The 11,621-nt window shown below is 59.8% G+C and carries 9 protein-coding genes; 4 read left to right on the forward strand and 5 right to left on the reverse strand.

Annotated features, from left to right (window positions below; genetic code table 11):
* The first annotated feature begins 101 nt into the window (after positions 1–101).
* Positions 102–2,204 (forward strand): TonB-dependent siderophore receptor, encoded by a 2,103-nt coding sequence (locus tag AC1VYI_RS10825; RefSeq protein ID WP_134866080.1) that lies wholly within the window; start codon positions 102–104, stop codon positions 2,202–2,204.
* Positions 2,205–2,692: 488 nt separating this feature from the next.
* Here the strand turns inward: AC1VYI_RS10825 and AC1VYI_RS10830 are convergent, their stop codons facing one another.
* Positions 2,693–4,378 (reverse strand): alpha,alpha-trehalase, encoded by a 1,686-nt coding sequence (locus tag AC1VYI_RS10830; protein WP_134866081.1) that lies wholly within the window; start codon positions 4,376–4,378, stop codon positions 2,693–2,695.
* A 102-nt stretch (positions 4,379–4,480) separates the two neighbouring features.
* Complete coding sequence (locus tag AC1VYI_RS10835) at positions 4,481–5,437, reverse strand: AraC family transcriptional regulator (protein ID WP_134866082.1); 957 nt, start codon at positions 5,435–5,437, stop codon at positions 4,481–4,483.
* A gap of 115 nt (positions 5,438–5,552) precedes the next feature.
* On the opposite strand from AC1VYI_RS10835, the gene AC1VYI_RS10840 reads away from it, so the two are divergent.
* Positions 5,553–6,740, forward strand: coding sequence for an MFS transporter (locus tag AC1VYI_RS10840; RefSeq protein ID WP_033145809.1), 1,188 nt, complete (start codon positions 5,553–5,555; stop codon positions 6,738–6,740).
* Between the two features lie 47 nt (positions 6,741–6,787).
* Here the strand turns inward: AC1VYI_RS10840 and gap are convergent, their stop codons facing one another.
* Positions 6,788–7,798 (reverse strand): type I glyceraldehyde-3-phosphate dehydrogenase, encoded by a 1,011-nt coding sequence (gene gap / locus AC1VYI_RS10845; protein ID WP_134866083.1) that lies wholly within the window; start codon positions 7,796–7,798, stop codon positions 6,788–6,790.
* A 78-nt stretch (positions 7,799–7,876) separates the two neighbouring features.
* Positions 7,877–8,857, reverse strand: a complete 981-nt coding sequence (locus AC1VYI_RS10850; protein ID WP_134866084.1) for a GlxA family transcriptional regulator — start codon at positions 8,855–8,857, stop codon at positions 7,877–7,879.
* 149 nt (positions 8,858–9,006) lie between these two features.
* On the opposite strand from AC1VYI_RS10850, the gene AC1VYI_RS10855 reads away from it, so the two are divergent.
* Both AC1VYI_RS10855 and AC1VYI_RS10860 read left to right on the forward strand, forming a co-directional pair.
* Positions 9,007–9,978: a fatty acid desaturase gene (locus tag AC1VYI_RS10855; protein WP_134867365.1), complete on the forward strand. Its 972-nt coding sequence runs from the start codon at positions 9,007–9,009 to the stop codon at positions 9,976–9,978.
* Positions 9,971–10,729 carry a phosphate/phosphite/phosphonate ABC transporter substrate-binding protein gene (locus AC1VYI_RS10860; RefSeq protein ID WP_482880916.1) on the forward strand — a complete coding sequence of 253 codons (759 nt, stop codon included), beginning with the start codon at positions 9,971–9,973 and terminating at the stop codon, positions 10,727–10,729. Before AC1VYI_RS10855 ends, AC1VYI_RS10860 begins: the two co-directional genes overlap by 8 nt.
* On the opposite strand, the gene AC1VYI_RS10865 is transcribed toward AC1VYI_RS10860, so the two are convergent.
* On the reverse strand, positions 10,708–11,604 hold the full coding sequence (locus AC1VYI_RS10865) for a LysR family transcriptional regulator (protein ID WP_023312165.1): 897 nt from the start codon (positions 11,602–11,604) through the stop codon (positions 10,708–10,710). The two genes, AC1VYI_RS10860 and AC1VYI_RS10865, sit on opposite strands and share 22 nt — an antisense overlap.
* Positions 11,605–11,621 lie beyond the last annotated feature (17 nt).

Consider the following 11,621-nt stretch of genomic DNA (forward strand, 5'->3'; position numbering starts at 1 on the left):
CGGCTCTCTGCGGAGGGCCGTTTTTTTGCCGGAGTATTGATTTGCTAATCTAAATGATAATAATTGTCGTTCCGTATTGCATCTAACAACAAGACGACATTATGAATACCTCACGTTTTACGCTTTGCGCCCTGGCAGGGGCCGTCACGCTGGCATTGCAGGTCCCGGCGTTCGCCGAAGAATCCACCATCGTCGTCACAGGTTCAGAGCAGGGCAGCGCGCTGCCGGCCTGGACGAACAGCGCCACGAAATCGGCCGTTGCTGAAAGTAAAACGCCGCAGGTCATCACGACCCTCTCTGCGCCGGAAATTGAAAAGCGTCACGCGAATTCGGTGAATGAAATCCTGCGCTATGCCCCGGGCGTCTCAACCGAGGTGCGGGGAAATACCTCCTACATGAGCGAATATAAAATTCGTGGCTTTACCGTTGACCAGGAGTTCTACAACGGGCTGCAGCTGCCCTATAACGTCACCGGCAATACCAAAGCGCGCATCGATCCGCTGCTGATTGACAGCGTTGATATCCTGAAAGGCCCCTCATCGGTCCTTTACGGCGGCGGTTCGCCGGGTGGGCTGGTGAATATTCAAAGTAAAAAACCGCAGCGGGAAGCGCGGACGGAGATCGGCGTTAACACCGGAAACCGTAATCTGAAAGAGGGCTATCTCGACTCAACCGGGCAGATTGCCGACAGCGACTGGAACTACCGTCTGCTGGGCAAAGCCACGGAAAACGACGATCAGCCGCACACCACCCGGTATGAAAACTACCTGGTTGCTCCGTCCGTCACCTGGCAGCCGGACAGCAAAACCCGCCTCACCCTGGACGCGCTGGCGCAAAACACCCCGAGCCTGACGCCGTCTAACCCGCTGCCGCTCGCCTACCTGCGCTCGAAATATGCGGGCAAGCGCGATTACGCCGGAGATGAGTGGAGCGGGTTTAAGCAGCGTCAGTGGATGCTGGGCTACAGCTTTGAACATGAGTTTGACAGCGGCTGGGGCTTTAACCAGAAGGCGCGCTATTTCGACGTCGATACCCACCAGCGCAGCGTCTACGCGACAGGGACGGGAAGCGAGGTGTATCAGCTCAACCGCTTTGCCTACACCACCGATGAAGACCTTAAGAGCTTCAACATCGATAACCAGGTGACCAAAACCGTTGCGCTGGGCGAGTGGAAACACCACCTGCTGGCCGGGTTTGACTATCAGAAGCTGAACTCCCATTTCCACTATCGCTACGCGTCGGCCACGCCGGGTATCGATATGCGGCATCCTGACTATTCGCAGATCCAGGAAAGCGCGCTGGGGCTCTATACCGCCCAGAAAAACCGTCTCAGCTACCAGCAAAACGGTTACTACCTGCAGGATCAGGTTGAATTTGGCGGCCTCAACCTGCTGGGCAGCCTGCGCTACGACGATTACCGCTCCGTCACTACCAACTACCTGCAAAACGGTGATAAAGCTTGGGTGTCGCAGGATCGCGTCACCAAACGCCTGGGCGCGCTTTACGCCTTCGATAACGGTCTGTCGCCGTTTATCAGCTATTCAGAAGGTTTTGCGCCGGTCTCACCGCAGGGCACGCTCGTGGCGAAAGACGTCAAACCGACCACCAGCAAGCAGGTGGAGGGCGGGGTGAAATATCTGCTGGCCGACTACGCCACCACCTTTACCGCCTCGGTGTTTAACATCCGGCAGAAAAATGTCGTCACCTCCGACCCGGGTTTCCTGAACTATCGTCAGACCGGGGAAGTGGAATCCAAAGGGGCAGAGCTGTCCGCCATCAGCCGTCCGACGGACAGCCTGACGCTGATTGCCAACTATGCGTACACACACGCGATAAACCGGGAAGATGACAAGTACAAAGGTAAACGTCCAACGCAGGTCCCGGAGAATGCCTTCAACCTCTGGGGGGATTACACCTTTGAAAATACGCCGCTGAAAGGACTGATGCTGGGAGCGGGCGCACGCTACACCGGGCCGATGGAAATCTCTCCGGCAAACGATGCGGGAAAACTGGGCGGCACTACGCAGTACGATCTGGCGGCCTCGTACCGGATGGGCGAAATCCTGCCCTCGCTGGCAGGGTTAACGCTCAAAGCCAGCGCGCAGAATATCACCAACAAAGAGACGCTGACCTGCTACGACGCGACCAACTGCTGGATTGGGCGTGACAGGACGTATCAGTTAGGGGCGAGTTATAGTTTCTAAGGAACCAGGGAAACCCCGTCAAAAATGCGCAATCGGACTGCCTCCTCTCCCTTGAGGGAGAGGGCTGGGGTGAGGGGGAACATACGGCTGTGGTGGTCATTCCGTTCACTTTATGTTCCTTGCTACTCTGTAACGATGTGACCGTTGAACGTGCCAGGGTGGCTCAGTCGCCGCCACCCTGGCAACCCGGGCTCCCGGCGGTAAAACGCCGCTTCGCGGTGCCCTCGGCGTATTCCTTCCGGCTTATCGGGGACGGGCGGAGGTAACATCCCTGTAAAGCCTGCCCTCTCGGCGCATCCATGCGCCTCGCCCCGGCCGGAAGGAAATGCCTCAGCGATTTACAGCCGGACCATGGCATCGCTGAAAGCGTTCAGGCGTTCTGAAACAACGTTATTGCTTCTGCTCAAAACTTACTGGCTAACCTTCTCCCGGAGGGAGAGAGACAGCACGCAGGCCGGGTAAGGCGTAGCCGACACCCGGCAATACCCTCACTGTGCAGCAGCTTTCACCGGCGCAGCCTCATCATTCGCCGCAGGCTGATTCTCCGGCACGCTGTCGCACGGTTTTGCTTTCGGACAGACCCGATCCAGCATTTTCAGCGTCACGCCGTTGCTCCAGCCGAAGCCGTCCTGCAGCGGATACTCACCGCCGCCGCCGCCCGTACCGGTTGTCGACACGTCATACTTCTCGACCAGTTTCTTTTCGCGGTCGTAAGTATGCTGAACGTTCTTCAGGAAGCGCCAGGTCACGTCCATTGAGACCTTCTCCTGTCCGTAATTCTGCAGCCCTTCAGCGGCCACCCACTGCAGCGGGGCCCAGCCGTTTGGCGCATCCCACTGCTGGCCGCTATTGACGGTGGTGGTCGCAATACCGCCCGGCTTCAACAGGTGCGATGAAGTTGCCGCGGCGACTTTATCGGCCCGATCCTGCGCCGCCGCCTTCACGTAAAGCGGGAACAGGGCTGCCGCCGTGAGCTGATTGCGTACCTTCTTGCTTTTCAGATCGTAATCCGCGTACCAGCCCTCTTTATCATTCCACAGGTGGCTCTCGATGGCTTTCTGACGCGCCGTCGCCAGCGCCTCGTATTTGCTTGCGCTGGCGGCGTCGCCACCCTCCTGGCTTGCCCGCGCCAGCAGTTTTTCCATCTTGAACATCAGGGCGTTCAGGTCCACGGGGACAATGCTGGTGGTTCGGATGGTGCCGAGCTTTTGCGGATCGTCCATCCAGCGGGAGCTAAAGTCCCAGCCCGAGGCCGCAGCGGAACGCAAATCACGGTAGATCTCGGTCGCAGGCCGGTTAGGGTTACTTTTGGCGGTATTCACGTCGTCAAGCCAGGACTCCGGGCGCGGGGTGTCGCGGTCGTCCCAGTAGCGGTTGAGGATAGCGCCGTCGTCCAGCTTCACCACGCGTTTGTTAGCCTGCCCCGGCTGAAGGGCGTCGACGCCGTCCATCCAGTAGGCATACTCTTTCTCCATCTGCGGGCGGTACTTCTTCAGCGCATCGCTGTCGTGGGTCGCCAGCAGTTCAACCATCATTGAGAAAAACGGCGGCTGGGAGCGGCTCAGGTAATAGCTGCGGTTGCCGTTGGGAATGTGGCCGAAGGTATCAATCTCATACGCAAAGTTATCCACCATGTCGCTGATTTTGTCCCAGTGATCGCTCTCTGCCAGGCCCAGCATGGTGAAATAGCTGTCCCAGTAGTAGACCTCGCGGAAACGACCGCCGGGCACAACGTAAGGTTTGGGTAACGGCAGCAGGGAATCCCATTTGTTGCTGGCTTTATCCGTGGTGCGCGTCAGCACGGGCCAGAGATCGTCGATGTGCTCACGTAAACTTTGTCCAGCAGGCGGAACATATTTTTCCCCTTCCGCAGGGAGCGTAAAGTTCATCTCGACAAAGTGGCGTAAGTCAAAGCTGGACTGCGTGTGCTGCATCCGGTAATCCGCCAGAATCATCAGCGGGTCGCTTTTGGGGACGGCATCCGCGAAGGTTTTCTGATCGGGAAACAGTTTGGCGCTTTGCACATCGTTAAACAGCGGGCCCAGCAAAATATCGGGTGAGGTTGTCTGGGCTGCGGGGCTATCGTCGGCATAACCGAAAGTAGTGACGCCGAGCAGCGCGCCTCCTAACGCAAGGGGCAAGAATGCGGGGCGTAGTGTACGAGGTCTTATCATCAGTTCGTCTCCTGTCTTCACTAAACAGCGTGACCGCTGTTGTCAATCACCTGAAAACCTTAGACGAATATTGCCCGCTTCGCGTTAATAATTGCCTGCCCGTCAGACCTCTTCCGGCGTCTGGCTGGCTTCCCGCAGCGTGCCCGGCGCCTGTCCAATGATGCGCTTAAATGCCCGGCTAAACGCCGCCAGAGAGCCGTACCCCAGCCGCAGCGCGACGGTTTCAATCGGCTGATTTTCGTGGCGAATGTACTGGATGGCCAGCCGCATTCTCAGCTCGCTGAGATATTTTGCCGGGGTGGTTCCCGTCGCGGCCAGGAACCGTTCGGCGAACACGGAACGGGACGTGCCCGCTTCTTTTGCCAGATCCGCCACGCTCCAGTTCAGGCCGGGCTGCTGGTGCATGGCGTAAATGGCCCGGCTCAGGCGCGGGTCACGCAGAACCTGCACCCAGCCGGTGGATTTACCACAGCCGCCTTCAACCCAGCCCCGCACGATTAACGCCGCCACCACGTCCGCCAGCCGCGCAAGGATCCCGGCATACCCGGCCTGACGCGCCGCGGATTCCCGCTCCATCGCCGCCAGCAGCGGATGAATTTCCGGCCAGGTAGACATCAGCCGGCTGACCATCATCACTTCCGGCATCGCCTTGATCAGCGGCTGCATTCCGCCCAGCTCAAAATCCATGCACCCGCTAAAGATAAGGGTGTTCTCGCTCTCAGGGCAGGGCTCGCAGGTGATGGCACACACCGAGCTGCAGATAGGCTCGCTGGGAAAGTCGCTGACAGGGGTAATGGTGGCCCGCTCGTCGGAGAGCAGGGCATGGGAATTGCCGCCTGGAATAAAGAGGGCGTCTCCGCTGCTCAGCTGAAAGGCCGCACCGCTCTCCATTCGCAGCAGGGCGCTGCCGTGGCTCACGAAATGAAACTGCGCTTTGCCGGGCGCCTGATGGAAGGCGACGCCAAACGGCGCGCTGGCCTGGATCCGCCGGTATTTCACCCCTGACAGACGCATGCCGCGTAAAAGTTCGCTGATCAGATCGGGTGACTGTACGGTCATGGCGCAACTCCGGACGAATAATCAATAAGTGGAGATTATATGTCATAGATCGTCCAGGGTGAACCTTCTATGCTTTTGCGACAGTTGTCACATTTTTATAACGGGAGAAAAACAGATGAATTCATGTGTCGCGGCGAGCGAGGCGGTAGCGCCTGCAAAACCCGCCTGGCGGGCCGTCTATTCACTGGGGCTGGGGGTGTTTGGTTTGATTACGGCAGAATTTCTGCCCGCCAGTCTGTTAACGCCGATGGCCGCGAGCCTGGGCGTGAGTGAGGGAATGGCCGGACAGGCCGTCACCGCCACCGCGCTGGTGGCGCTGGTGACCGGACTGCTGATTACGCCGGCGACCAAAAGCATCGACCGCCGCTGGGTGCTGATGTTTTTCTCGGTGCTGCAAATTATCTCCAGCCTGCTGGTAGCCTTTGCGCCCAACCTGCACGTCCTGCTGATGGGCCGCCTGCTGCTGGGGATCGCCATCGGGGGATTCTGGGCGATGTCGACGGCGACCACGATGCGTCTGGTTCCGGCGGATAAAGTGCCGAAGGCACTGGCGGTGATATTTTCCAGCGTATCGATAGCCACGGTGGTCGCGGCGCCGCTCGGCAGCTATCTGGGCAGCCTGATCGGCTGGCGCAACGTCTTTGTTCTCTGCATCCTGCCGAGCATGCTGGCGCTGCTGTGGCAGCTCTGGGTCCTGCCGTCCATGAAGCCGGAGAGCAGCGGCAGCCTGAGTACGCTGTTCCGCGTGCTGCGTCGTCCGGGGATGATCGGCGGCATGCTGGCGACCATCCTGATCTTCAGCGGCCATTTCGCCTTCTTTACCTACCTGCGCCCGTTCCTGGAAACGGTGGGGCAGGCGAGCGTTGAGACCATTTCGCTGATCCTGCTCGGCTTTGGGCTGGCCAACTTTGTCGGCACCTCCGTTGCCGGGCATCTGCTGGCACGCAATCTGCGCCTGACGCTGGCGCTGGTGCCGTTCGCAATGGGCGTTCTCGCGCTCACGATGGTGGCGTTTGGTCATCTGGCGATGCTGGACGGGTTCCTGGTCGCGCTGTGGGGCTTTGCATTTGGTCTGGTTCCGGTGGGCTGGTCAACCTGGCTTGCTACCACCGTTCCGGATGAAGCCGAAAGTGCAGGCGGGCTGCTGGTGGCCTCAATTCAGCTGGCAATCAGTGCCGGTGCGGCCGGGGGCGGGGCGGTATTTGACCTCAACGGTGCCAGCGGCGTATTCGCGGGCAGCGGTCTTTTGCTGGTAACGGCGATGGTAATTGTGTTTATGGGAGTAAAAGTGAAGGCGGAGTGAATTATTTGCCGGGTGAGCGCAAGCGCCACCCGGCATCACGGTAAGACTTACAGCCCTTTCTTATCCATCCACACCGCCAGATCAACCAGACGGTTAGAGAAGCCCCACTCGTTGTCGTACCACGCCAGGATCTTCACCATGTTCCCGCCAATCACCAGCGTGGAAAGCCCGTCGATAATCGAGGAGCGTGGGTCGCCCTGGTAATCGCTGGAGACCAGCGGTTCGTCGCTATAGCCCAGAATACCTTTCAGTGGCCCGCTGGCGGCCGCGTTGCGGAACGCCTCGTTCACCTCTTCGGCGGTTACGTTACGGCTCAGCGTTACCGTTAAATCCACAATCGACACCACCGGCACCGGCACGCGCAGGGAGTACCCGGTCAGTTTGCCGTCAAGGGATGGGATCACTTTCCCCAGCGCTTTTGCCGCGCCGCTTGAGTAAGGAACAATCGACAGCGCCGCCGCGCGCGCGCCGCGCAGATCTTTCTCCGGCTGATCGTGCAGCGCCTGGCTATTGGTGTAGGCATGCGTGGTGTTCATCAGGCCATGCTCAATCCCGAACTGCTGATGCAGCACCTGAGCGGCAGGCGCCAGGCCGTTCGTGGTGCAACTCCCGTTACTCACCACCGCGTGACGGGCTGGATCGTACTGCTCGTGATTAACCCCCAGCACAATCGTCAGGTCGTCGTTCTTCCCGGGGGCGGAAATGATGACGCGCTTGGCGCCGCCGTGGGTGATATGCACCGCCGCTTTTTCCCGCTCGGTAAAGAATCCGGTGGCCTCAATCACCACGTCAACGCCGACGTCACGCCACGGGATATTCGCCGGATCGCGTTCGCTAAATACGGCGATTCGCTGCCCGTCTACCTGCAGCGCGCCGTCTGCCGCTTCAACGGGCGCGGGAAGCGTGCCCAGAAGGGAATCATGTTTCAGCAGGTGGGCGAGGGTTTTACTGTCCGTCAGATCGTTAATGGCCACAATCTGCAGATCCGGGTTGCCCAGCGCCGCGCGCAGGAAATTACGTCCGATACGGCCGAAACCGTTAATACCGACCTTAACCATGGTGCACTCCTTATCTCTGTTGTCTGGAGTCACTGTAGGCGTCAGGCCGGTTGGCGTAAACGACAAAAAAGGATCAGATTACGCCATCTTGCGGCAGTGGAAGCGCTGACGGTACTCGCCGGGCGTGAGGTGAAGCTGTTTCTCAAAGATGCGGCGCAGGTTAATGCTGGTACCAAACCCGCTTTGCTCGGCAACGCGCTCAAGGGAGTCATGGGTCTGCTCAAGCAGCTGGCGGGCCGCGGCCAGACGCGCTTCGGTCACGTAGCGGGCCGGAGAAACTCCCGCGTCGCGGGTAAACACGCGGGTGAAATTACGCGGGCTCATTGCCGCTTTCTCGGCCAGATTTTCCACGCACAGGTCGGCGGTGAGGTTTTGCAGGATCCAGGTTTGCACCTCGCCTATCGGCCCTGCTGTGCCTGGCTGCTTCAGGCTGTAACGGCTGAACTGCAGCTGGCCGCCGGGACGGCGCAGATACATCACCATATCCTGCGCTACGTCGCGGGCGAGGGTAAATCCGTAGTCGTCTTCCACCAGCGCCAGGGTCAGATCGAACCCGGAACTCACGCCGCCGGAGGTCCAGATGGGGCCATCCTGAATATACAGCGGACCGCCTTCGACGCGGATAGCCGGGTACTGGGCTTGCATCGTCTCCAGCAGCCGCCAGTGGGTGGTCGCGCGCCGACCGTCCAGCAGGCCGGTCTGGGCCAGCAGCATCGCGCCGCCGCAAACAGAGGCTACCCGCCGGGCGTGCGGCGCAGCGAGGTGCAGCCAGTCCACCACCGCCGTGCTCTCCTGCTCGTTCATGCCGCGTCCGGTGATAATAATGGTGTCCAGCGGTTCACGCGGATCCAGCTCCGGCAGGCGATAGTCCGCCAGCAGATTCAGGCCGGACTGGCCGTGGATTACCTGGTGAGGCTGGGTGGTGGCGATGATAATCCGGTAGCGCGGCTGCGCAAGCCCTTCCGGATGCAGCCGGTTGGCCTGCATCAGAATATCGGCGATACCGGCGGCCTCGAACAGCATGCCGCCGTCGGGAACAATAATCAGGATCTTCTTCATGTCCTGAAAAGTACCTTTATCACAGAATAAGTCAAGCAGCGCGTGTGCTCCACGTTTCTGGCAAAGCAATGCGATTTAAGTTCTTTGTTATTTCAGGCGTTATCCCCGATCGTCAGAGAATTATCTCTGGCGAAACGGCGTCTGAAGGAATGAGTCAACGAAGCTCCCTCTATTTACATCCGCAACAACGCGAACAAATCCGCCACCTTGCATCGGGTTTCTTATGGCGAAGCGAACTGCCCACCTGGCTGTTAATGTTCACGATTTATGCGGGCTGGTTTGCCACGCTGGCGTTCTGGCAAACGCTCGGCCTGCTGCCCGCCACGCTGCTGCTCATCGGGTTTACCGCCTGGTACATGTCCCTGCAGCATGAGCTGATCCACGGGCATCCCACCCGTTTTGCCTGGCTGAACCAGCTGTTTGGCACGCTCCCGCTGGCGGTCTGGTATCCGTACGGCCTGTACCGGGACTCCCATCTCGCCCATCATCGGCACCATAGCCTGACCCATCCGGTGGATGACCCGGAGTCGTACTATTTTACCGACGAGAGCTGGGCGCGCTTTTCTCCCTGGCAGAAACGGCTTATCAGGGCCCGGAATACCTTTGCCGGACGGCTGATGCTGGCACCGCTGCTGGATATCCTTCAGACGCTGGGCAGCGCCGTGGCGGCATTTCGCCACCTTCACCTGAGGGCGATGGCGATGTGGCTGGTTCACGTTTTGCTGCTGGTGGCGCTCTTCGCCTGGATGACGCGTACCGGTTTTTCACCCGTCTGGTTTGTGCTGGCCGTCAGCTATCCGGCGCTGGCGCTGACCAAGGTCCGATCGTTTTTCGAACATCGCGCGGCGGACGACCCGCTGGCGCGCTCCGTCATTAACGAGGCCGGGTTATTCTGGCGGGTGCTGTTTTTGAATCTCAACTACCATTCAGTGCATCACGATCTGCCGGGCGTTCCCTGGTACGGGCTGAAGGCCATCTACGAGCAAAACCGGGAGGCGTACCAGCAGCGAAACCACGGTTTTCTCGTCAGGGGCTATGGCGAATGGCTGCGTCAGTTCTGGGCCAGGCCCGTCGACGTCACCGTTCATCCCGCAAAACAACAGGGGGAAGGGTATGAGTAAGCTGCTGGCGTTTCCCATGTATGCCGTGGATCGCGCCAATACCCGCGCGCTCTGGGTGGCGGTAAAGGGGCTGCTGGCTGCGCGCGGTGTGACCGTCGATCGCGATCCCGGCTGGCCGGAGTCCGACCTGCTGACCCACTGGCAACAGCCTGCGCTTATCCTCAGCCAGACCTGCGGTTATCCGCTGGTCACGCAGCTCCCGGACGTGCAGGTGGTCGGCTGTTTTCACTACGCGGCACCGGGCTGCGAAGGGATCCAGTACCGCAGCTTTCTGACGGTGCGCGAGGAAGATCGGCACCTCACGCTGGCGGATTTTCGCGGACGTCGGGCGGTCTGTAACTCCCCGGATTCTCAGTCCGGCTACAATGCGCTGCGAAAAAAAGTGGCTCCCCTTGCGAGCGGCGGTCAATTTTTTGCGCAAACGTCGTTTAGCGGCAGCCATCGCCAGTCGCTGATTGATGTGAAACGCGGGGCGGGGGATATCGCGGCCATCGACTGTGTGATCTGGGCACTGCTGCAGCGCCATGAGCCGGAACGCCTTGCGGGACTGGCGGTCATTGACCGCACACCGCTGACGCCGGGACTGCCGCTGATTACCTCGCATAACACCTCGCCTGAAACGCTTAACGCTATTCGCGATGCGCTTCACGAGCTGGTGGATGCGCCGGAATACCGGGAGGTGCGCGACGCGGTGCTGATCGACGGTTTTAGCGAGGTGACGCGCGAGGCCTACGCCTCATTGTCCGCGTGATAAATCTCCTGCGCGTCGGTAAAGCAGCGCAGCGCCAGCGAGGAGACCGGCTTCTGCCTGCGCATAATCAGGCCGACGGGAGCCTCAATGTTCGCGTCGGCGATGGGGACAATCCTGAAGTTGCTGTTCAGCGCCTCCAGCCCGTTGTTCAGCGGCATGACGGCGCAGCACACGCCGCTCTGAACCGCCTGAATGATCTGGAACGTCGAGTCGCTCTCGAAAACGGACGTCGGTTCGATGCCTGCAGATTTAAAGCTGGCCTCCATATGCGCCCGGTAATGCATCCCTTTGGTCAGGAACCCCAGCGGAAAATCCGTCAGGTCGTGCCACGTCAGCGTTGCCTGGCCGAGCTGAAAATGGCGGACGTCGTGCAGCAGGCCCATCTTGGTTTTTGGCAGCTGGATAACGTCAAACAGGCTGGTGTCGATGCTGTTGAGGTAGCAAATTCCCAGCTCAAGCTGATTGCGGCTGACGCCGTCGGCAATCTGCGCTGAGGACATGGAATAGAGGCTGTAGGTCAGCTCCGGGTATTTTCGCGTCAGCAGGCGAATAAAGATCATCGGATCCACGCTCGCCAGCGGCACCATCCCCAGACGTAATTCGCCCACCACCTGGCCTTTACACAGCGCGGCTTCCGCCTGTAACCCGTCGTGCGCGGCAAGCAGGGCACGGGCCCACGCGAGGATGCGTTCACCCTCCGGCGTAAACCCTTCAAAGCGCTGCCCGCGCACGATCAGCACCAGCCCCAGCTCCTCTTCCAGGCTGCGGATGCGCATGGAGAGGGTCGGCTGGGTGACGTTGCACTGCGAGGCCGCTTTACCAAAGTGGCGGGTCTCGTCGAGCGCGATTAAATATTTTAACTGTTTAATATCCATCATTATCTCTGCGCGAG

The sequence above is a fragment of the Enterobacter sp. QK-SA4 genome (genome assembly GCF_056856775.1).

Bases quoted from the DNA above. Each gene is read 5' to 3' on its own strand.
- AC1VYI_RS10825 (WP_134866080.1), top strand. From the start codon at position 102: ATGAATACCTCACGTTTTACGCTTTGCGCCCTGGCAGGGGCCGTCACG.
- AC1VYI_RS10830 (WP_134866081.1), bottom strand. From the start codon at position 4,378: ATGATAAGACCTCGTACACTACGCCCCGCATTCTTGCCCCTTGCGTTA.
- AC1VYI_RS10835 (WP_134866082.1), bottom strand. From the start codon at position 5,437: ATGACCGTACAGTCACCCGATCTGATCAGCGAACTTTTACGCGGCATG.
- AC1VYI_RS10840 (WP_033145809.1), top strand. From the start codon at position 5,553: ATGAATTCATGTGTCGCGGCGAGCGAGGCGGTAGCGCCTGCAAAACCC.
- gap (WP_134866083.1), bottom strand. From the start codon at position 7,798: ATGGTTAAGGTCGGTATTAACGGTTTCGGCCGTATCGGACGTAATTTC.
- AC1VYI_RS10850 (WP_134866084.1), bottom strand. From the start codon at position 8,857: ATGAAGAAGATCCTGATTATTGTTCCCGACGGCGGCATGCTGTTCGAG.
- AC1VYI_RS10855 (WP_134867365.1), top strand. From the start codon at position 9,007: ATGAGTCAACGAAGCTCCCTCTATTTACATCCGCAACAACGCGAACAA.
- AC1VYI_RS10860 (WP_482880916.1), top strand. From the start codon at position 9,971: ATGAGTAAGCTGCTGGCGTTTCCCATGTATGCCGTGGATCGCGCCAAT.
- AC1VYI_RS10865 (WP_023312165.1), bottom strand. From the start codon at position 11,604: ATGGATATTAAACAGTTAAAATATTTAATCGCGCTCGACGAGACCCGC.